Source organism: Pseudomonas sp. MPC6 (assembly GCF_006094435.1).
Lineage (GTDB): Bacteria > Pseudomonadota > Gammaproteobacteria > Pseudomonadales > Pseudomonadaceae > Aquipseudomonas.
Genome location: NZ_CP034783.1, coordinates 4,526,312 through 4,548,349, shown reverse-complemented (window position 1 = coordinate 4,548,349; position 22,038 = coordinate 4,526,312). Strand labels below are relative to the sequence as shown.

16 protein-coding genes and 1 pseudogene are annotated in these 22,038 nt (G+C 62.7%); 3 read left to right on the top strand and 14 right to left on the bottom strand.

Annotated elements, in window-relative coordinates; genetic code table 11:
• Positions 1–547 precede the first annotated feature (547 nt).
• Together hyi and gcl are read right to left on the bottom strand one after the other, a co-directional pair.
• On the bottom strand, positions 548–1,330 hold the full coding sequence (gene hyi, locus ELQ88_RS23070; RefSeq protein ID WP_128871891.1) for a hydroxypyruvate isomerase: 783 nt from the start codon (positions 1,328–1,330) through the stop codon (positions 548–550).
• 138 nt (positions 1,331–1,468) lie between these two features.
• Positions 1,469–3,244, bottom strand: coding sequence for a glyoxylate carboligase (gene gcl, locus ELQ88_RS23060; RefSeq protein ID WP_138968004.1), 1,776 nt, complete (start codon positions 3,242–3,244; stop codon positions 1,469–1,471).
• A 108-nt stretch (positions 3,245–3,352) separates the two neighbouring features.
• Here gcl and ELQ88_RS23055 point away from each other — a divergent pair, with 108 nt between their 5' ends.
• Together ELQ88_RS23055 and ELQ88_RS23050 are read left to right on the top strand one after the other, a co-directional pair.
• Positions 3,353–4,261 carry a LysR family transcriptional regulator gene (locus ELQ88_RS23055; protein WP_128871890.1) on the top strand — a complete coding sequence of 303 codons (909 nt, stop codon included), beginning with the start codon at positions 3,353–3,355 and terminating at the stop codon, positions 4,259–4,261.
• A gap of 191 nt (positions 4,262–4,452) precedes the next feature.
• Positions 4,453–6,618, top strand: coding sequence for a methyl-accepting chemotaxis protein (locus ELQ88_RS23050; RefSeq protein WP_138968003.1), 2,166 nt, complete (start codon positions 4,453–4,455; stop codon positions 6,616–6,618).
• A gap of 249 nt (positions 6,619–6,867) precedes the next feature.
• On the opposite strand, the gene ELQ88_RS23045 is transcribed toward ELQ88_RS23050, so the two are convergent.
• Positions 6,868–8,583, bottom strand: a complete 1,716-nt coding sequence (locus tag ELQ88_RS23045; protein ID WP_138968001.1) for an amidase — start codon at positions 8,581–8,583, stop codon at positions 6,868–6,870.
• A gap of 437 nt (positions 8,584–9,020) precedes the next feature.
• Between ELQ88_RS23045 and ELQ88_RS23040 the strand changes: the two genes are divergently transcribed.
• The gene (locus tag ELQ88_RS23040; RefSeq protein WP_138967999.1) at positions 9,021–10,697 is read left to right on the top strand and encodes an MFS transporter; all 1,677 of its coding nucleotides are present in this window, start codon (positions 9,021–9,023) and stop codon (positions 10,695–10,697) included.
• Between the two features lie 43 nt (positions 10,698–10,740).
• Here ELQ88_RS23040 and ELQ88_RS23035 read toward each other — a convergent pair whose 3' ends face one another.
• From ELQ88_RS23035 to ELQ88_RS22985, 11 genes and pseudogenes are all read right to left on the bottom strand, one after another.
• Entirely contained in the window at positions 10,741–11,970 is a 1,230-nt protein-coding gene (locus ELQ88_RS23035) for a hypothetical protein (protein WP_138967997.1), read from the bottom strand.
• Between the two features lie 720 nt (positions 11,971–12,690).
• Entirely contained in the window at positions 12,691–13,650 is a 960-nt protein-coding gene (locus ELQ88_RS23025) for a PDR/VanB family oxidoreductase (RefSeq protein ID WP_128871898.1), read from the bottom strand.
• Positions 13,651–13,652: 2 nt separating this feature from the next.
• Positions 13,653–14,687, bottom strand: coding sequence for an aromatic ring-hydroxylating dioxygenase subunit alpha (locus tag ELQ88_RS23020; protein ID WP_138967993.1), 1,035 nt, complete (start codon positions 14,685–14,687; stop codon positions 13,653–13,655).
• A gap of 21 nt (positions 14,688–14,708) precedes the next feature.
• Complete coding sequence (locus tag ELQ88_RS23015) at positions 14,709–14,936, bottom strand: recombinase-like helix-turn-helix domain-containing protein (protein ID WP_138967991.1); 228 nt, start codon at positions 14,934–14,936, stop codon at positions 14,709–14,711.
• 1 nt (position 14,937) lies between these two features.
• Positions 14,938–15,099: pseudogene (locus ELQ88_RS34185) on the bottom strand (hypothetical protein); the annotation flags it as partial.
• Between the two features lie 26 nt (positions 15,100–15,125).
• Positions 15,126–16,268 (bottom strand): FAD-dependent monooxygenase, encoded by a 1,143-nt coding sequence (locus tag ELQ88_RS23010; RefSeq protein ID WP_138967989.1) that lies wholly within the window; start codon positions 16,266–16,268, stop codon positions 15,126–15,128.
• A 13-nt stretch (positions 16,269–16,281) separates the two neighbouring features.
• On the bottom strand, positions 16,282–17,247 hold the full coding sequence (locus ELQ88_RS23005; RefSeq protein WP_138967987.1) for a VOC family protein: 966 nt from the start codon (positions 17,245–17,247) through the stop codon (positions 16,282–16,284).
• Entirely contained in the window at positions 17,244–18,740 is a 1,497-nt protein-coding gene (locus ELQ88_RS23000) for an aldehyde dehydrogenase (RefSeq protein WP_138967985.1), read from the bottom strand. The genes ELQ88_RS23005 and ELQ88_RS23000 overlap by 4 nt, the downstream gene beginning before the upstream one ends.
• 10 nt (positions 18,741–18,750) lie before the next feature.
• On the bottom strand, positions 18,751–19,554 hold the full coding sequence (locus ELQ88_RS22995) for an aspartate dehydrogenase (protein ID WP_138967983.1): 804 nt from the start codon (positions 19,552–19,554) through the stop codon (positions 18,751–18,753).
• Between the two features lie 10 nt (positions 19,555–19,564).
• Positions 19,565–21,247: a thiamine pyrophosphate-binding protein gene (locus ELQ88_RS22990; RefSeq protein ID WP_138967981.1), complete on the bottom strand. Its 1,683-nt coding sequence runs from the start codon at positions 21,245–21,247 to the stop codon at positions 19,565–19,567.
• Entirely contained in the window at positions 21,240–22,037 is a 798-nt protein-coding gene (locus ELQ88_RS22985; protein ID WP_138967979.1) for an SDR family oxidoreductase, read from the bottom strand. The genes ELQ88_RS22990 and ELQ88_RS22985 overlap by 8 nt, the downstream gene beginning before the upstream one ends.
• Between the last annotated feature and the right edge of the window lies 1 nt (position 22,038).

Sequence of the window (22,038 nt, the reverse complement as noted above, 5' to 3'; positions counted from 1 at the left end):
CAAGCCAGCTCCTACAGGGATCACCTGCGTACAGGTGAATGGTGGTTAACGCCAAACCCCTGTGTAGGAGCCGGCTTGCTGGCGAAGGCGTCTTCATTAGCGTTGCAAGGCTTGAGGCCGCCTTCGCTGGCAAGCCAGCTCCTACAGGGATCACCTGCGTACAGGTGAATGGTGGTTAACGCCAAACCCCTATGTAGGAGCCGGCTTGCTGGCGAAGGCGTCTGCATTGACGCTGCAAGGCTTGAGGCCGCCTTCGCTGGCAAGCCAGCTCCTACAGGGATCACCTGCGTACAGGTGAATGGTGGTTAACGCCAAACCCCTATGTAGGAGCCGGCTTGCTGGCGAAGGCGTCTGCATTGACGCTGCAAGGCTTGAGGCCGCCTTCGCTGGCAAGCCAGCTCCTACAGGGATCACCTGCGTACAGGTGAATGGTGGTTAACGCCAAACCCCTGTGTAGGAGCCGGCTTGCTGGCGAAGGCGTCAGCATTAGCGTTGCAAGGCTTGAGGCCGCCTTCGCTGGCAAGCCAGCGCCTACAGGGGGATTGCGTCAGAGCGCGTTATGGGTTTTCAGCCAGCCCAGGCCGGCTTCGGTGGTGGTCAGCGGTTTGTATTCGCAGCCGATCCAGCCGTTGTAGCCGATACGGTCCAGGTGTTCGAACAGGAAACGATAGTTGATCTCGCCAGTCCCCGGTTCATGGCGGCCGGGGTTGTCCGCCAGCTGTACGTGGTTGATCAGCGCCAGCTGCTCCTCGAGGGTGCGGGCCAGATCGCCCTCCATGATTTGCATGTGATAGATGTCGTATTGCAGGAACAGATTGGCGCTGCCGACCTGCTCGCGAATCTCCAGCGCCTGTGCCGTGGTGTTCAGGAAGAAGCGCGGGATGTCACGGGTGTTGATCATCTCCATGACCAGGCGAATGCCCGCGGCTTCAAGCCTGGCGCTGGCGTACTTGAGGTTGTCGACGAAGGTCTGGCGCACGGTTGCCGCGTCCGCATCCGCCGGGGTGATGCCGGCCAGGCAGTTGACCTGGGTATTACCCAGGACCTTGGCGTATTCGATCGCCAGGTCGACGCCCGCACGGAACTCTTCGACCCGGTCGGGGTGGCAGGCGATACCGCGTTCACCCTGGCCCCAGTCGCCGGCAGGCAGGTTGAACAGCACCTGGGTCAGGCCGTTGGCGTCGAGCCTGGCCTTGATCTCGGCTGAGCCGAACTCGTAAGGGAACAGGTATTCCACGCCACTGAAGCCGGCCTTGGCGGCCGCTTCGAAACGGGCAAGAAAATCCTGTTCGGTGAACAGCATGGATAGATTGGCTGCGAAACGGGGCATGGTGGTCTCCCTTGAATTTGTGAGGTCCCCCCTTGTAGGAGCCGGCTTGCTGGCGAAAGCGGTGTGTCAGACACATCAATGTCAACTGATACACCGCTTTCGCCAGCAAGCCGGCTCCTACAGGGGAGCGTTCAGCAGTTAATCGAGCAACGAAATCGCCGTTGGCGCATCGTTGCGGACCAGCGCCAATTCTTCGAATTCGTTGATCGCGTTGATCTCGGTGCCCATGGCGATGTTGGTGACACGCTCCAGGATGACTTCGACCACCACCGGCACGCGATACTGGGCCATCAGCTCGCGGGCCTCGGCGAAGGCGGCCTGCAGATGCGCCGGATCGGTCACGCGCAGCGCCTTGCAGCCCAGTCCTTCGGCGACTGCGACGTGGTCGACGCCGTAGCCTTCGAGTTCCGGGGCATTGATATTGTCGAACGCCAGCTGCACGCAATAGTCCATGTCGAAACCCCGCTGGGACTGGCGAATCAACCCGAGGTAGGAGTTGTTCACCACCACATGAATGTAGGGCAACTTGAACTGCGCGCCCACCGCGAGCTCTTCAATCATGAACTGGAAGTCGTAGTCGCCGGACAGCGCCACGACCTGGCGCTGCGGATCGGCCTTGACCACGCCCAGTGCCGCCGGAATCGTCCAGCCCAATGGCCCGGCCTGGCCGCAATTGATCCAGTGGCGGGGCTTGTAGACGTGAAGAAACTGCGCGCCGGCGATCTGTGACAGGCCGATGGTGCTGATGTAGCAGGTGTCCTGGCCGAAAAAGCGATTCATCTCCTCGTACACCCGCTGCGGCTTGATCGGCATGTTGTCGAAATGGGTCTTGCGTTGCAGACGGGCTTTGCGTTCCTGGCAACTGCCCAGCCAGGTGGCGAAGTTTTTCAGGCGACCGGCCGTATGCCATTCACGGGCGACTTCCAGCAGCATGAGCAGGGCGCTGCCGGCATCCGAAACGATGCCCAGTTCCGGCATCAACACCCGGCCGATCTGAGTCGGCTCGATGTCGATGTGAATGAACCGGCGCCCCTCGGTGTACACCGGGATCGAGCCGGTATGCCGGTTGGCCCAGCGATTGCCGATGCCGATCACCACGTCCGATTCAAGCATCGTCGCGTTGCCGTAGCGGTGGGACGTCTGCAGGCCGACCATACCCGCCATTTGCGGGTGGTCATCGGGAATGCAACCCCAGCCCATCAGGGTCGGAATCACCGGAATACCGGTCAGTTCGGCGAACTCCACCAGCAGTGCCGACGCATCGGCGTTGATGATGCCGCCCCCGGCGACGATCAGCGGACGCTCGGCCTGATTGAGCAGGGCCATGGCTTTTTCCGCCTGCTGGCGACTGGCTTTGGGCTTGATCACGGGCAGGGGTTCATAGGCGTCGATGTCGAACTCGATCTCGGCCATCTGCACGTCGAAGGGCAAGTCGATCAGGACCGGACCCGGACGGTCACTGCGCATGATCTGGAAGGCCTTCTGGAAAACATAGGGAACCTGGCCAGGTTCCAGCACGGTCGTGGCCCATTTGCACACCGGCGCGGCAATCCGGGAAATATCCACGGCCTGGAAGTCTTCCTTGTGCAGGCGGGCCCGCGGGGCCTGGCCGGTGATGCAGAGGATCGGTATCGAATCGGCGGACGCCGAATACAGGCCGGTGATCATGTCGGTACCGGCCGGGCCCGAGGTGCCAATGCACACGCCGATGTTGCCGGCCACGGCGCGGGTGTAGCCCTCGGCCATGTGCGACGCGCCTTCGACGTGACGGGCCAGCACGTGATCGATGCCGCCCAATGCCTTGAGCGCGGCATACAGCGGATTGATCGCCGCGCCGGGAATGCCGAAGGCGGTGTCGATGCCTTCGCGGCGCATCACCAGAACGGCGGCTTCGATAGCTTTCATGAGGGGCATTGGGGGCTCTCCTGGATTCGATATTTTTTGTACATCGATAGCCTCCATTTGTTAGCCTCTTTTGTGAATTGGATCTTTTATCGTTTCTGTCGGTATCAGGAGTATCGAATGGATCGTTACACGGAATTACGCAGCTACGTGCTCGTAGCGTCCCGTGGCAGCTTTGCGGCCGCGGCCCTGGCCGATGGCGTGACGCCGGTGATCATGGGGCGGCGCCTGACCGCCCTGGAGCAGCGACTCGGGGTCAAGCTGATCCATCGTTCAACCCGCGGGCTGACGCTCACCGAATTGGGCGAGGCCTACCTGGAGCAGGCCAAGGTCTTGCTGCAGTCGTTCGACGAGATTGATGCGAGCATCGGCGAGAACCGCGGCGCGGTGCGCGGCCACCTGATGATCACCGCGCCGGCCGGCTTCGGCCGACGGCATGTGGCCCCGCATGCGCCGGAATTCCAGGCGCGGTTTCCGGATCTCAAGCTGTCCCTCGACCTGACCGACAACGTCATCGACCTGGTGCGTGAGGGCTACGACATGAGCATTCGCATTGGTGAAGTGCTCGACCCCAATTACGTGGCGATCACCCTGGCCGCCAACCGGCGGGTGGTCTGCGGTGCACCGGGTTACTTTGCCACCCACGGCACCCCGAACACCCTCGACGATCTGGCTCAGCACAACTGTCTGGCGTTCAGCCTGCAGGGCGGGCAACACCGGGGCTGGACCTTCCAGAAAGACGGCCGGCAGGTAGCGGTCAAAGTGGCCGGCAATCTGTACTGCAACGATGGCGAACTGCTGTTTGACTGGGCCAAGCGCGGCCTGGGCATTTGCTGGCGTTCGGTCTGGGAAATCCAGAGCGAGCTGCTCAGCGGCGAACTCATCACAGTGCTCGATGAGTTCGCCTTGCCCAGCTACGACATCCAGGGCGTGTACCCCCAGCAACATTACCTGCCGGCCAAGGTGCGGTTCTTTATCGCCTTTCTCAAGGAGGTCTACGGCCGCCCGGGTTATTGGGTTCGCAGCTAGATCAGCGCCTTTCTGGAGCGTATGGCGGTTGACGCACTGAGTTGAAGCATGGGCCGGGCATCCCGCCGTCCTGCGCATCGGCGCCAAAAAACAACGCCTGTCTGCGCGTCGGCACAATGATTAGCCTGCTTACGAATTGGCCTGGTATTTGCTATCAATTTGCCATCTGAGTGTCGCAGCGGGTGAATTGAATGTCGCTATCAAGTAATGCCATGGCGTTATCCCCAAGCGAGAAAAGCTGGTTACCCTGGTTCGGCAAAACCGGAAAAATCGCCATGGGCTGGTCGTGCCGGCTCAATCGGTCGGCGTACCCGGTGATCGAACAAACCTTCGAAGCCATCGCTGAAACCCGCGTGCAGTTGCTGCACAACTGGACCCGCGAGCAGTGGGAACACCTGGCTGAACTGGCAGACCATCTCGGCCGTGATTTCGCCTGTCTCGACAGCGCTCCGTTGATGGACAAGCTGCGCCAGGCGGAAGATTTTTCCGAGTTGTTTGTGGTTGATACTGCCGGCCGCGTCATCGCCTCGACTTGGAGCCGACGGGTCAATACCCGGGTCGAGCACACTCGCGCATTGGCCGAAGGTTTGAAGGCGCCGTTTCTCCAGGGGCCTTACTGCGATCCACTGACCTTGCCCATCGGTCCATCGTCTTCACGCTTCCACGATGAAGTCACCTTGATGTTCTATCAGCCGCTGAAGGCCGAGGGAAAGGTCGTTGGCTGTCTCTGTGGTCGCGTGCCCAACGATGTGCTGGGCGACCTGATCCAGCGCGAGGCCGGGCACATTTTTGCCGAGTCCGGCGACAACTACCTGTTCATGGCGCAGTCACGATTCGATCCCGCCATCCAACCGGGGACCGCCTTGTCGCGCTCACGTTTCGAGGACGGCACCTTTACCCACGGTGAAAACCTCAAGAGCGGCGTACACACGCCGTGGAAGACCGTGCAGATCCAGCGCCACACCGAGCTGGAACTGCGCTTTACCGACCCGGCGACCCAGCAACTGCACCCGGGAGTACGCGAGACCATCCGCAAGGGCTCCAACCTGTTCGTGACCTATCCCGGTTATTCGGATTACCGGCACGTGCCCGTGGTCGGCAAGGGCGTCACCTTCCAGTTGCCAGGCTCCCCTGACCGCTGGGGCATGATGTGTGAGGCCGACCTGGAGGAGGTGTACCGCCGACGCTCGCTCAGCCATGGCCTGATGAAGCCTTATCTGGCGACCATGACCGGCCTGTTTGCCTGCAATTACCTGGTCCAGCACTACAGTGGCCTGGCCCAGGGCCTGATCGATGCCGTCGAAGTGGTGAGCATGGTCGGCGCCACGCTGCTGTTCAGTCAGCTGGGGCCCAAGCGACTGGCGGCCCGGCTGGACGGGATGACGAGTGTGATCAGGACCATCGCCGAGGGCGAGGGCAACCTGCGTCAGCGCCTGGACCCCGCGACCATGGCCAACGATGAGACCGGTGACATGGGGCGCTGGATCAACAGTTTCATCGACCACCTTGACTCGGTGGTCGGGCAAGTGGTGAAGGCCAGTCGCAACGTCGGCACCACCAATCAGATGATGCTCGGCCGCAGCCAGGAAGCCGGCATCACCTCCGCCGAGGTGGCCGAAGCGGTGCGTCACATGATGATTATCGTGGAAGACCAGTTGGGCGAGATCCAGCAAGCCTCGGCCAGCGCCGAGCAGATGAAGCAGGTGATGGACGAAGTCGTCACCCGTGCCCGTGAACAGTTTCTCGCGGTGCAGGCCGGCACCCAGTCGATTCGCGATGTGGTCGAGCGTTCATCTTCAAGCGTGCAGTTGCTCGACAGCCGGATGACGCAAATCGGCAACATCACCAGCCTGATCAGCGACATCACCAACCAAACCAATCTGCTGGCCTTGAATGCCGCCATCGAGGCGGCGCGCGCGGGCGAGCATGGGCGCGGCTTTGCGGTGGTGGCCGATGAGGTACGCAGCCTGGCCTCACGCACGTCACGGGCGGCCGACGATATCCGGCAGATGGTCGAAGGCCTGCAGGGCGAAACGCAAAAAGCCGTGAGCTTCATGGAGGCGGGGGTCAAGGACGTCGATAACAGCCTGCGCCTGGCCGAAGATGCCTCCTCGGAAAACGTGCAGTTGCATCAAGCCGTGGAAAGCATGTTTGCGATCATTCAGCAGCTCAACAAGCACAGCCTCGATTATGGCAAGACGATCCGGCAGGTCGACCAGTCTTCCACCGAGATGCGCCAGACGGTGGTAGTGCTGCAGAGCAGCGCCGAAACCGTGAGGCTCAATGCCAACAAACTGCAAAAACTGGTGGGGCAATTTGAGGTGAGTAATTGCAGTGAGCGGGTGGCGGCGGCTTGAAAACGGGAGGGAGCGGACAGATCACACGGTAGGAGCAGGCTTGTCGGATCGCCGCACCGCAGCGAAAGCGGTGGGTCGGTCGACCCTGGCATGTGTGAAGCATACCGATCACCTGTAGGAGCTGGCTTGCCAGCGAAAGCGGTGGGTCAGTCGACTAATTTTTCGCTGAACGGACGCCTTCGCTGGCAAGCCAGCTCCTACAGGTGATCGGTGTAATGCCCTGGACAGGGGCAAGCCAACACACCGCTGCTATTTTTCGCCACGGGCCAATGGCGGCGTCCGAGGCGGAATCATGCGCTTGGTTCCCGTCGACTCAAACGCCGCAGCCAAACGCAACAACGTCGAATCGTCATACGCACGACCGGCAAACGTCAGCCCGACCGGCATGCCGATGTCGGGCATGATCCCCATCGGCACCGTGACCGTGGGCACACCCAGGTGGCGGATGGCGAGGTTGCCGTTGGCGACCCAGATGCCGTTACTCCAGGCGATATCCGCAGACTGCGGGTCGACGTCGGCATTCGCCGGCGCGACGTCGGCTACCGTCGGGAAGATCACCGCATCGAGCCCCAGCCGATCCATCCAGTCCTCCAGGTCGATTCGACGGGTCTGTTCCAGCCCGCGCAGTCCATCCGGCACGGTGGAGATCTGGTCCCAGGGGGTAATGCCGCGCTCGGCCATCCGCACATACTCGTCCATGCCCGCAACCAGGTCGCCTTCGCGGTTGGGCAAGGTCCCCGGGTCGTGGGGGAAAATCAGCGGCCCGTCGACATCCACCAGGCGATTCAGGTCGGGATCGCCGTTGGCTTGCAGAAAATCATCGAACGCCCAGGCCGTCAGGTCCCACAACTCATGATGCAGGAACTCCTTGGACACCAGCCCCCGGGTAAACACCGTCGGTGCGCCCGGACGATCACCCTCGCAATTGGAGACCATCGGGAAATCGACCTCGAGCACTTCGGCGCCTGCGGCCTCGAGTGCCTGGCGCGCCTCTTCCCAGAGACCGATCACCGAGGCCCGGGTGTTGATCCGCTGCCCGGTCGGCCCGCCGATACCCGGCGCATCCGCGGTACCGGCTTCGGGATCGGCGTTGATGTACATGCGCGGCACGCCAAAGCGTTTTCCGGCCAGCGCAACGCTATTCGCCGCAAGCGATGCATAGGAGGCCGGGCGCACCGAGGCGACACTCGGAATCGGCACCCAGGGTTGCATCCGCCACAGATCGCCGCGGGTGTCGGGATCCTCCGCGACCACCACGTCGAGCACCTCGAGCAGGTCGGTCATGGTGCGGGCAAACGGCACCACCACGTCCATGGTCGGGGTCAACGGCCAGTTGCCGCGCACCGAGATCACCCCGCGCGACGGCGTGTAGGCACACAGGCCATTGTTCGACGCAGGCCCGCGTCCGCTCGACCAGGTCTCTTCAGCCAGGCCGAAGGCGGCGAAACTGGCGGCGGTGGCAGTCCCGGCGCCATTCGATGAGCCCGAGGCGAACGGGGCGGTGAGATAGTCGGCGTTGTACGGGCTTTCCGCGCGACCATAGACCCCGCGCTGCATGCCGCCGTTGGCCATGGGCGGCATATTGGTCTTGCCCAGGCAGATCGCACCCGCGCCGCGCAGCCGTTCAATGGTGAACGCATCGCGATAAGCGACCAGGTTGGCAAATGCCGGACTGCCCGAGGCGGCGGTCAGCCCCTTGACCAGATAACTGTCCTTGGCCGTATAGGGGATGCCATCGAGCGGACCCAGGGTCTCGCCTTTGGCCCGCCGGGCATCGGACGCCCGGGCCTCCTCGAGTGCATCGGGGTTGCGCACCACCATCGCGTTGAGGGCGGTGGGGGTGGCGGGGCCGTCATAGGCATCGACCCGGGCCAGATAGGCCTGGACCAGCTCGACCGCGGTGGTCCGGCCGGATTCGAGCGCCGCACGCAGTTCGGCAATGGAGACTTCGGTGACCTCGATCATGGGGTTACCGCCGACTGCGCAGGGGCGACACGGTGAGTGTTTTCATCAGGCTGGGGCCTGGAGGCAAGGACATCAATGTTCTTAAAATGCGGGCTCATAACGGTTCTCTAGGCAGTGCATTTACGCAACAGGGCCGGGCTGACACCCTGAGCGTCCTATTTAACACCAAGCACGGGGATCGGTGAAACGCTTCGACCGCCCGTGTGGGTGTCTGGCCGCAAAGGGTCGAGGTCGCGCAAGTAACTGTCGCCGGCGAGTGGATATCTGCACGAAGCCGATTATGCTTCAGGAAGCCTTGCAGCAATGCGAGGCCGTCAACCTGTGTGCATGCTTTGCGCAATCCGTAATCCGATGAAAATCAGCCCCAGGGCCAGGGTGCGGCAAGAAGGTAGTGGGGTACTCCGGCCTGTAAATAACAACAAAGACGGAGAAGACTTATGCCCGCAATCGACAATACAACGGCGCGCAGCGCCCCCCACCACGGGCTTACCAAGGAGGAGCGCAAAGTCATCTTTGCCTCGTCCCTGGGCACCGTGTTCGAGTGGTACGACTTTTACCTTTACGGCTCGCTTGCCGCGATCATCGCCAAGCATTTCTTCGCCGGGGTCAACGAGACAACCTCGTTCATCTTCGCGCTCCTCGCGTTCGCCGCGGGCTTCGCCGTACGCCCCTTCGGCGCCATCGTGTTCGGCCGCCTGGGGGACATGATCGGGCGCAAGCACACCTTCCTCATCACCATCGTGATCATGGGTATCTCCACGGCCATCGTCGGCTTCCTGCCCGGCTATGCGACCATCGGCGTCGCAGCGCCGATCATCCTGATCACCCTGCGCCTGTTGCAAGGCCTGGCCCTGGGCGGTGAGTACGGCGGTGCGGCGACCTACGTCGCCGAACATGCGCCCAAGGGCAAGCGCGGCTACTTCACTTCGTGGATTCAAACCACCGCGACCCTCGGCCTGTTCCTGTCGCTGCTGGTGATCCTCGCCTGTCGCACCATCCTCGGCACCGAAGCCTTCGAGGCCTGGGGCTGGCGGATTCCGTTCCTGCTGTCGATCCTGCTGCTGATCGTCTCGGTGTACATCCGCCTGCAACTCAGCGAGTCGCCGGTGTTCCTGAAAATGAAGGCTGAAGGCAAGGCTTCCAAGGCGCCGCTGACCGAATCCTTCGCCCGCTGGGACAACCTCAAGATCGTCATCATGGCGCTGCTCGGCGGCACTGCCGGCCAGGCCGTGGTCTGGTACACCGGGCAGTTCTACGCGCTGTTCTTCCTGCTGCAGACGCTGAAGATCGACCCGCAGACCGCCAACCTGCTGATCGCCGGTTCGCTGCTGATCGGTACGCCGTTCTTCGTCATCTTCGGCAGCCTGTCCGACCGCATCGGCCGCAAGGGCATCATCATGGCCGGCTGCATCCTCGCGGCGCTGACCTACTTCCCGATCTTCCATGGGTTGACCCAGTACGGTAACCCCGACGTGTTCGCCGCGCAGGCGAAGAACCCGGTCACGGTGATCGCCGATCCCGACCAGTGCTCGTTCCAGTTCGACCCGGTGGGCAAGGCCAAATTCACCAGCTCCTGCGACCTGGCCAAGACCGTGCTGGCCAAGCGGGCCATCCCCTATCAGAACGTGAAGGCCGAACCTGGCACCGTGGCGCAGGTGCGCATCGGCGAAAAAGTCATCCAGAGCTTCGAGGGCACCGGCATGCCGGCCGCCGATTTCAAGGCCAAAAACGATGCGTTCGTCGCGACCCTCGGTGCTTCGCTCAAGGAAGCCGGCTACCCCGAGAAGGCCGACCCGGCCAAGACCAACTACCCAATGGTGCTGCTGCTCCTGACCATCCTGGTGATCTACGTGACCATGGTCTACGGCCCGATCGCCGCCTGGCTGGTGGAACTGTTCCCGGCGCGCATCCGCTACACCTCGATGTCGCTGCCGTACCACATCGGCAACGGCTGGTTCGGCGGCTTCCTGCCGACGGTAGCGTTCGCGATGGTCGCAGCCACGGGTGATATCTACTACGGGCTGTGGTACCCGATCATCATCGCGGTGATGACGGCCATCCTGGGTATCTTCTTCCTGCCGGAAACCAAGGATCGGGAAATCCATCACACCTGAGCCTGGCGGTTGCCCTCTCCCGCGGGGGAGAGGGCAACACCCCTCAGAAGTAGTAGCCGATGTTGATGTTGGTCCGGTAGTACCACTCGTTGCTGCCGATCGAGCTTGTGTTAGTGAAGCCGCTACCGTTTTCCGCGCCGCCGTAGGGGTTGGCGTTTTTCGCCCAGGTCAGGTCGACCCACGCCATGATCGGCATCGCCAGGAATTGCGCGCCGACGGTGTACATCTGCGAGTCGTCCCAACCGCTCTGGTCTTTCATCATGCGGCTGTAGTCGTTGTACAGCTTGATCTTCTTCAACTGCCCCAGCTTCGGCGTCGCAATGTCATAGCCGATGTTCAGCGAAGCAATGGTTGCCTTGGAGGCAATCAGGTACGCGGGCGTCAGGCCGTTGCCGCCCATCAACACCGAGTCGTTGCTGACGCCGGCGGGATTTTTCGGGTCGTACTCGTACCGGATGCCCTGGGTGCTGACGGTCCATTGGCCGGCATTGATCACGGCGTGAATGCCAGCGGCCCAGTAATCACCGTCGTCCCGGGTGGTGGCGTTGTACAGCTGGGCCGCGGCCACCGAGGCCCCGACCTCGGCTTTCCAGCCGTCGTTGACAAAGGTCCGCGCGACGCGGGCATTGATCTGGTTGTGCTTCTCGTTGTCCTGGCGCGACTGGGTGAAGGGGATCGCGTTGTCCTTGAGGTCGGCGTAGCGGCCGACTTCCGGCGAGTAGCGAATGTCCGACGGCATCATGCGCGGGAAATACCCCAGTTGCAGATCCCAGTCCTTGTCCTTGTAGCTGTACTTCAAACCCGAACCGGCGCTGACGCCATAGCCCATGAAGAACGGCAGGTGATAACTCCAGCCGAATTGCGGGTAGGGTTCCAGGCCGAACGGCTTGAACGGCGCGCCCAGTTGCAGGTTCGAATTGCTGTTGAAACGGTAGCCGACGAAGCCGCGATCGATGGAGCGTTTGCCGTCGTCCTGAAACCAGTAGCCGACATCGCTGAACAAGTTCTGGTAAGTCGCCTGCACGTCGATGCGGAAGGTGTCGAACAGCAAGCGGCCATTGTTTTCGGTGGTGTCCCAATGCTCGTCGCGGTAGTTGGTGCGCAAGGCGCCGCCGATGTCCAGGCTGCTCTGGCCATCGTCGCTGCGCCAGGCGATATGCGGGAACGGCTTTTTACCGGTGGTCGAGGTCACGGGCGCGGCAGGGCCGGGTTCGCCGGCGAAACTGACGCAGCTGGTCATCATCAGCCCGAGACATATCACGTAATTCTTCATGCTCACTTCCCCTGCAATAGTGGGCGCTACAAAGTGACCGGCAACACTTTTCCGCTTGCCTTGAAAGTGGCAATGGGCGAGTGACTTTGGGTGTTGCGGTATTGGAGTGCGTTGTTGTTTTTTGCTGTTTCGTAGGTGATACGGCGTCTGACCTATGAACTTGAGGGGAATAGAGCAGAAACCATGCCACTGTTGGGCGGTGCTTCTTTGCCGAATAAAATCCAGTAAAAACAATTGTTTATATGGGAAACGCATTTCCTTGTATTGCCCGTGAAACGAGGGCTTCAAGGAGTAACGAAACTGCACGTTATGTGTGCGCACTTACTCGACTCGCCTACAAAAAGGCCTTTCACGAGGAAACACAGATGACGCAATACCCTGTAGGAGCCAGCTTGCTGGCGATGGACTCAAGTGCGCCGCGTTTAACCAGATCTCACGCGTTATCGTTAACGATCATCGCCAGCAAGCTGGCTCCTACAGGTCTTGCGCCAGCCTTCAATCCGAACATGGCACTGATCCCCTGTAGGAGCTGGCTTGCCAGCGAATGCGGTGTGTCAGTCGCCATTGATATTGAATGTGCCGCCGCTTTCGCTGGCAAGCCAGCTCCTACAGGGGGACCGTGCCCATGCTGGATAATGAGGTGGCGTCCAAACCAGTGGACTCGCATAAAAAAGGCCGACAAAAGTGTCGGCCTGTTCAATGGATGAAATAGAACAGCGGTTATAAGTCGAGAACCAACCGCCGACTCTTGCAACCCGATACACACACCATCATCGATTTATTCGCCGCACGCTCGGCCTTGGTCAGCACGCCATCCCGATGATCGACTTCACCTTCCAGGACCCGGGTTTCGCACGAACCGCAGACTCCTTCGCGACAGCTGTATTCAATGTCGCAACCCGCCTCGAGCAATACGTCGAGCAAACTCAAGCCTGGCTCGATCGACAGGGTCTTGCCGGTTTTTTTCAGTTCGACGCTGTAACTGCTCTGCGCATCTTCAGACGGTGGCAACTCCGCTGCGGTGAAGCGCTCGATATGCGCGTGGGGATAACCGAGGCCTTCGCAGGTGCTTTCGAAAGCATCGAGCATCGGCGTCGGACCGCAGCAATAGAAATGCGTGTCAGCCGGCTGGCCCGCCAGGTAGGCGCTCAAGTCGGGCGGCATGCCTTTTTCATCGTTGAAGTGATAAACCACCTTGGCGCTCAGGCCGCTGAGTTCTTCGACCAGCGCGGCTTCCTGCCGGGAACGGGCGCAGTAGATCAGCTCGGCGGATTTTCCCAGGGCCAGCAGTTGGCGGAACATGCAGTAGATCGGCGTGATGCCGATGCCACCGGCCACCAGCACGCTGTGCCTGGCGTTGAGGTCGAGCTGGAAGTTATTGCGCGGCGACGAGATCGGCAGTTGCATGCCGACCCGCAATTGCCCATGCACGAATTCCGAGCCGCCACGGCTGTTGCGATCGCGCAGGATGCCGACCACGTAACGGCCGCGATCGCTCGGCGAATTGAGCAGCGAGTAGCTGCGCACCAGCCCGTTGGGCAGGTGCAGGTCTATGTGCGAGCCGGCTTCGAACGGAGGGAAGACGGTGTCGCCATACGGCCGCAATTCGACGCTGATGATGCCTTCGGCTTCGTAGCGCAGGGTGTGCACGAGCGCGGTGAGGGGGGAGGAATTGGACACGTTCATGGCAACTGCTTCGCGTCGATCAGCTCCAGCTGGGCCTTGGCTGCATTTTTCAGGTAGCGGCGCAGGCGCACCACGCCGAGGTCGTGCTGGTACAGGTTCTCCCGCTGGTTGGCGTCCGGTTCCATGAACTCGAGCAGCACCCGATCCTGTTCCAGCACCGCCCAGTGGCGGGCTTCCAGACGGTTCTTGTAGAGGAAGCGCCAGGTGTCACGCTGCCAGCCGGTCAGCGGGCGGCAACGCCAGTGGAACACCGCCGACAAGGCACGGCTGCTCGGCGTGTAGCTGCCGATGATGGTGAAGTTGCCACCGGGACCGCCGGTTTTCGGGTACGGAATTTCCAGGCGCAGCCAGTGGCAGGTATTGTCCATGAATTCGGTCCAGTCGAAATTCACCCCGCGCTGGCCTTCCTTCTCGAAGAAGAAACCGTGGTCGGTGTCGCGGGTGACGAACTTGGCCGTGGCTTCGCCTTCGCTCATGGAGTGCGACATCTTGTGCAGGTAGGTGCCGTGCATCGGGTCCATGACGTTGTCGATGACGTAGCGGTAATCGCCTTTCCACTCGGCATAACACAGGAAGCTGCTCCACTGCGGGGAGGTCAGTTGCTCGGGCAGCACCAGTTCCGGCGGGCTGTCCTCGTGTGGGTCGGCGGCGTTGTAGAGGAAGATCGCGCCCGCGGCTTCACGGGTGTGGAACATCCGCGTCGGGCGGCTGCCTTCGAGTTTGCAACCCGGGCTGCCGGGGACTTTGGTCACGGTGCCATCGCAGCGCACTTCGACGCCGTGATAAGGGCATTGCAGGCGGTCACCCAGCACCGGGCCCTGGGACAACGGCGCGCCGCGATGCGGGCAGTGATCTTCCAGGGCATGCACGCTGCCGTCATTGTCGCGCCACAGGGCAATCTTGTAGCCCAGGCGACGGATCGACAGCGGTTTTTCACCCAGCTGATCGGACGGCAGCACCGGGAACCAAAGGTTCTTCAAGCCGTTGGCCAAGAGGTTTTCAACAGGATCGACGGTTGTATTCATGTTCATTTCTTATTGTCCTCCGGCGGGTCATTCGCCCAGCCGAGCCATCAGGGTTTTATAGGCATCCGCAGTCCACTCGCCGGTGGTCAGCGGGCAGGGCGGCCCGGCCAGGTTCAGGTGCGCGAGCAGGTCGGGCAGCTCGGTCACGCCATGGCCGAACGCGCGTTCGATGGAGTCGCCGAGCAACTCTTCGAACTGGGTGTTGGGCCGTTTGCGAGCCTGATGGGGCTGCAGGTAGGGTTCGGTATTGCTCATCTCATTGACCTCCATTGCATACCCGTTCGCGGATCATTTCGCGCACGGGAATAAAGTCGTATGTCGGGAACACTGCGCTGCTGAACACGCCCCAGGCCGAGCGTTCGAGCTCGACGTTGGTTGTCGGCAGCAGGCTCGGCAGAAGGCTCGGCGGCAAACGCAGGGCTTCGCTCATGTTCGTGTCCCGGTTCAGGCCGCGTCTGATGTCGGCACGGCCCAGGCGTCGTAGCCATACACCCAGTCGGCGTTGCCGCCTTCCTTGAGCCATTGGTTGCCGCGCGAGCCGATCTGGATCTGGCTGGTACGTTGCAGTCGCGCCTGCTGATAAGCCTGCAGGGCATCGGCGATCTGCGCGGTGCCGGTCAGGTCTTGCAAATGGCGAGCGAGCACCACCGCATCCTCGATCGCCTGGCCGGCACCTTGCGCCATGAACGGCATCATCGGGTGGCAGGCATCGCCCAGCAGGGTCATCGCGCCTTTGGACCAGAACGGCAGCGGGTCGCGTTCATACAACGCGGTCTTGAGCACCTCGTTGCACGCATCGAGCAGGGCGCGGGCATCCGGATGGAAGTCCTGATAGTGGCTGCGCAACTCGTCGACATCGCCGGCGCTGGTCCAGGACTCTTCATGCCAGCTGTCCTGGGCGGTGGTGGCGAAAATGAAGATGTCCCGGCCCTGGTTCAGCGGAAAGGTCACGATCTGGCTTTCGGGGGTAGGGCCCCACCATTTGGTGAACGCCTGGATATTCGGCACATGAGCCACGCTTTCGGCAGGTACGACGGCACGGTAGGCAACCACCCCGGTAAAGCGCGGTTGCTCGTCACCGAACAGCGCATTACGCACCACCGAATGGATGCCGTCGGCGCCGATCAACAGGTCGGTGACGTGGCGGCTGCCATCCTTGAAGTGCAACTCGATGCCGTCGGCGGTTTGCACGACGCGCTCGGCGCGTTTGCCAAACTTCACCTGCTCCTGCGGGAAGACGTCCGCCAGCGCGGTCAGCAGATCGGCGCGGTGGATGGTCAGCTGCGGCGCACCGTATTTCTGTTCGGCGGCATCGGACATTTCCAGGCGCGAGGTTTCCTCGCCGCTGTCCCACATCCGGCTGATCCGGTGCGTGGGGCGAGCGGCAGGAATACGCACCGCAGCGCCGACCCCTAAACCATCCAGGGCACGCACGGCGTTCGGCGTCAGATTGATGTCGGCACCGACCCGCAAAAAGGCTTTCGACTGTTCGAATACGGTGACGTTATGCCCGGCACGGACCAGGGCAATGGCGGCGGTCAGGCCACCGATACCGGCACCGGCAATCGCAATATTGAGTGAAGACATGGGCAACTCCTGCTCAGGATTTCGGCTTGTCGGTAAGGAACTTGCCCTGGGGCGCTTCGACATGTTGCTGGCGCCGGGTATTGCCATCGATGCCGCCGGCGATCGCCCATTCGGCGAATACCGTGGGGCCGGGTTCGAAGGTGCGTGGCTGCCATTCGCCGGTCAGTTGGTCTTCGTCGGCGTAGTACTCGACCAGCGCGCCGGCCGGGTTCTTGAAGTACCAGAAGAACGCCGACGACACCGGGTGCCGGCCGGGGCCGATTTCCGTGGCCCAGCCGCGGCGGGAAATGTGCATGCCGCCGCCGAACACTTCGTGTACATCGCGCACGGTGAAGGCGACGTGGTTCAGGCCGGCGCGAGGGGCGGGCAGTTGCAGCATGAACAGGTCGTGATGCCCGCCTTCTTCGGCGGTGCGCAGGAACGCGCCGCGGTCCGGATAGCGGTCCGAGGCCTGGAAGCCGAAACGCTCGTGGTAGAAGGCTTCGCAGGCATTGACGTCCTTGACGAAGAACACCACGTGCCCGACTTCGATCGGCGTGGCGTGGTCGTAGATCGGCGCGGCCTTGTTGATCCGGCCTTTGGTTTGCCAGGTGTTGTGGCCGCTGCACTCGATCTGCAGTTCCCGCTTGCGCGTCACCTGCAGGCGGATCGCCAGGCCATTGGGGTCGGTGCAACCGATGCGCCCGTCAGCTTCGATGAAGCCGGGATCGTTGGCGATGCGCTCGCTGTACAGCTTCAGGTCCGCCGCGCTTTCGACGCCCCAGACCACTTCGCGCACGGTCGAACCGGCTTCGATCGCCGGCGGCAAACCAGCCTTGTTGATGTCGGCGAGCACTACGCGGCAACCGTTGAGGGTTTCGAAAATCACCTCGTCAGGCTGCTCGCTGACCTTGTTCAAGCCCCAGTCGCTGAAGAACCGCACGCTGGTCGCGAGGTCCTCGACGCCGTAGGTGACTTCATCGATACCTAGAACGCTCATAACCCACCCTCCGTTTGCACACCGGCCCAGGCCAATGGCTGTTGATTCATGCCCCAATAGAGGCTCTTCTGTTCCATGTACTGCAGGATGCCGAGGCGGCCTTTTTCCCGGCCCAAACCGCTGTCGCGCCAGCCACCGAACGGGGTGGAAATCGAGAACTGCTTGTAGGTGTTGATCCACACCGTACCGGCCTGGATTTTTCGACCCAGGGCCCAGGCGCGCTTGTAATCGCGGGTCCAGATGCCGGCGGCGAGCGCATACAGGCTGTCGTTGGCCTGTTCGAGCAATTGCGCTTCGTCATCGAACGGCATGGCCACCAGCACCGGGCCGAAGATCTCTTCCTGGCACACCTGCTGGCTGTTGTTCAAGCCTTCGAGGATGGTCGGCGGGTAGTAATAACCCTGGTCGTACACGCCACCGCTCGGACGCTCGCCACCGAGCAGCAGGCGTCCACCTTCGGCGATCCCAAGAGCAACATAACGCTCCACCGACTCGCGGTGGCCGGCGCTGATCAACGGGCCCATCTGCGTGCGTTCATCGGCCGGATCACCGACGCGCAGTTCGGCGGCAGCAGCCACCAGGCGCGCCATGAACGGTTCGTACAGCGCCCGGGCGACAAACAACCGTGAGCCGGCGATGCAGGCTTCGCCCGACGAACTGAAGATGCCGTACAGCACACCGGCCACCGCGTGGTCGAGGTCGGCATCATCGAGGACGATGGTCGGCGATTTGCCGCCCAGTTCCAGTGACACCGGCATCATCTTGTCGGCGGCGATATGGGCAATGTGTTTGCCGGTTCTGGTGCCGCCGGTGAACGACACGCGCTTGACCAGCGGGTGACGCGTCAAGGCATCACCGAGCAGCGCACCCTTGCCCGGCAACACACTGAGCAAGCCTTTCGGCAGCCCGGCCTCTTCGCAGATGCGCGCCAGTTGCAAGGCCAGCAGCGGGGTGATTTCCGCCGGCTTGATCACCACCGCGTTGCCCGCCGCCAGGGCTGGCGCGACCTTCTGCGCTTCGCTGGCAATCGGCGAGTTCCACGGAGTGATCGCGGCGATCACGCCCATCGGCTCGTAGACGCTCATGCTGACGAAGTCACCACGGGACGGGGTGATGGTTTCCTCGAGGGTTTCACAGGCCGCGGCGAAGAACTGGAAGGTGCCGGCCGCGCTGGCCACCAGCGCCCGGGTTTCGTTGATCGGTTTGCCGTTGTCCTGGCGCTGCAATTGCGCCAGTTCTTCACTGCGTGCGCGGATCAGTTCGGCGATGCGGTACAGCACGCTGGCGCGCTCGTGGGGTTTGCGCTGGGCCCAGCCGCTGTGCAAAAACGCCTGGTGCGCACCTTGTACAGCGTCTTCGACGTCGTCGACACTGGCGGCGTTGAGCCAGGCGACGGCCTCGCCGGTGGCGGGGTAGCAGGTGGCGTAGCGCTCGCCGCGCCCCAGGCGCCAGTCGCCGGCAATGCAGATCGGTAAAGTCTGTTCGAGAGTCATCGACTGTCCCCTAAATCGAAATCGCATGGGCATGGTTGCCCAAGGCGCGGACGACGCTGTACACGGTCAGCGCCGAGGTCTTCGGGTTGGCCAGCAGCGGTTTGCCGCGCAAGCTCAGTTCGAAACCGCCAAAGGCACCGCGGGCTTCGAAGTGATGCACGTTCTCCTCGCTCAGCGGGTCGGCGATCAGCGTCACATGGGTGCGATCCAGGCCGAGCCCGGCCAGCGACAGGGTCGCGGCGACGTTGGCATTCTTCGGGTAGAGCCGGGCCGCTTCCCGGGCGCTGCCCTGGAAAATCACCGTGGCTTCGGTAAGGCTGTCCAGGTCAAAGGCCTGATCAGCCGGGGTGTTTTTCCAGGCGCGCGCCGGTTTGCGTCCGGTGTAATTCACCGAGTCCAGGCCGCCGACCTTGGCCGCCGACAGCGCATCGATGCCGCCAATGGCGCCGGGCAGCAATTCGATGCGGGTCTGGCCGCGTTCGGCCGCCGCTTCCAGGCGTTCCACCAGGCCGACTTCGGACAGCGCGCCGACCGAGACGATCAGGCAGGCGATGCCGCGTTCCAGCGCCGGCAACACATGTTCTTCGATGGCGCGATGGCCGGCGCACTCGACCAACAGGTCGGGGCGCGCATCGGCCGGCAACGCCGTCAGCACCTGCGGCGGTTGTTTGAAACTGGCCAGCCGTTGACGGACAAGCGCTTCCGAACCGGCCGAGGCGATCACGTAGTCGACGCACAGCTGCGGGTCTTTCTCCAGCAGTTCGAGCACGCCGACGCCAATGGCGCCGCAGCCGATCATGGTGATGTGCAACATGACGAAGTCCTCAAGCCGTGGCTTTCTGCGCTTTGGTTTCGCTGTTGGGCGGGCCGGCGAACTGGGTGGCGAAGCTGCCGACGGCGAGCATGTCGACTTCCAGCAGGAACGGACCGGGTTGCGCCAGCGCGCCGTCGACGACCTTGCCGAAATCCTTCAGGTCGGTGACCAGGCCGTGGCGCAGGTTCAGCGATTCGGCCAGCTTGGAATAATCCGGGGTGTGCAGGTCGACGTAGCAGTGACGGCTGCCGTAGACCGCGTCCTGGATATTGCGGATCACGCCATAGCGCTGGTCGTTCATCAGCAGGATCACCACGTTGGCGTTCTCTTGCACCAGGGTCGCCAGCTCACCGAGGTTAAGGATGAAACCGCCGTCACCGGCCAGGGCGAAGACCTTGCGCTCCGGTGCCGTTTCCGCCGCCGCGACCGCCGCGCCAATCCCCATCGACAAGCCCTGGCCAATGCCGCCGCCAAGGGCATGCACGCCGGCGCGTGCGTGGTACAGCGTCAGCAGGCGGTTGCCCCAGATGCTGTTGGACAGCGTGACGTCGCGCACCCAGGAGAAATTGCGCCCGGTGCTGGCTTGCAGCTGTTCGACCATGGCCGAGTAGGGGCCGAGGTCGGCGATCAGTTGCGTGCGGGATTTTTCGCGAACGGCCTTGAGCTCGGCGAGGAACGTCGGGTCGATCTGCAGGCGACCTTCGAGACGGTCGGCCAGGCCTTCGAGGGCCAGCGCCGCGTCACCGCAGATAAACAGCTCGCTGTTGTAGCTGCGCCCTTCGATGGCCGGGTTGGCGTCGATGCGCAAGGTGTTGCGCGGCAACTTCAGCGCGTACTTGAAGGTCTCGTTGCTGCGCAAGCGGGAGCCGGCGATCAGCAGGGCGTCGCAGCTTTGAAGGAACTGCTCGACCAGTTTGTTTTGCGAGAACGCGCCCAGGCAGCGTTCGTCGTCTTCGTTGACCACGCCGCGACCTTGAGTCGAGGTGATCACGCCGACGCCCATGTCCAGCAGGCGTTTGACCTGTGGCCCGGCATGTCGCGCGCCACCGCCCAGCCACAGCAGCGGGCGAGTGGCACTGGCCAGGCGTTCGGCGACCAGGTCCAGCGCTTCGGGCGCGGGCACGGCTACCGGGATCGGCAATGGCGACAGGTCGGTGGGCATCGGGATAAAGGTCGACTGGATATCGATCGGGATTTCCACGCTGACCGGCCCGGTAGGCGCGGTCAGTGCAGTCTGCACGGCCAGCTTCAGGGTGCTGATCGCGGTCTCGACGCTGCGCACGCGGAACGCGGCCTTCGACACGGCCTTGAGCATGGTCAGCTGATCGCGGGCTTCGTGGATGTAGGCGAATTCCTGATCCAGGTACGGCGTTTCGATCTGCCCGGTGATGTGCAGCAGCGGCGTGCCGGCGGTCAATGCTTCGACCAGTGCTCCGGCGGCGTTGCCGGCCGCGGTGCCGGTGGACGTCAGGCACACGCCCAGGCCACCGGTGGTGCGGGCATAGGCATCGGCCATGTTGGTGGCGCCGGCTTCACCCCGGGCCATGACGAAGCGGATGTTGCCGCGCACGGCGAACGCATCGAGGATCGGCATGTTGTGGATCGAGATCACGCCGAACGCGGCCTTGACCTCGCATTGCTCGAGGAACGCGGTGATGGCAGCGCCAACGGTGACAGTATTTTCATTACGCATGGCGGGACAGGCCTCCGGAAACATCGATATGGCTGCCTGTGGTGTAAGCCGACAGAGGCGAGGCCAGAAACAGGATCGCGCGGGCCGCTTCAATCGGCAGGCCCAGGCGCCCCAAGGGAATGTGTTTTTGTCGAGCCAGGCGGGCGGTCCATTGGCTCCAGTCCAGCTCCCGCTCTTCGCGGGCTTCGAAACGCCGGCGCCACTGCCCGGACTCGACCAGGCCGATCAGGATGCCGTTGACCCGAATGCCATCGACGGCGAATTCGGTGGCCATCGAGCGCACCAGGTTCATCACCCCGGCGCGGGCGGCCGAGGTGGCGACCATGTGCGGCTCCGGCTGGCTGGCCAGCAGCGAATTGACGCAGACGATGGCCGCGTTCGGTTGAGCTTGCAGCTGCGCCTTGAAGGCGCGAACCGGGTTGATCACCGAGAAGAATTTCAGGTTCAGCTCTTCGGTCCAGGCGCTGTCGGTGGTGTCGGCGAAGGTCGAGACCCGACCTTGTCCGGCGTTGTTGATCAGCACGCTGGCCGGGCCCAGTGCGGCCAGGCTGGCGGCGGCAAAGGCGTTGACCGAATCCGCGTCGAGCACGTTGCACACCCGGGCCAGCAACCGCCCGTGGGGAAAGCGTTGGCGCAGGTCGGCTTCGACGCTACGCAGGCGGTCTTCGTCGCGACCGCAGAAGGCCACGGCGGCGCCGGCTTCGAGCAGCAACTCGACACAGGCCAGGCCAATCCCGGAGGAGCCGCCGGTCACGATGGCCGTGCTGTCTTGCAGTTGATAGAGGCTCATC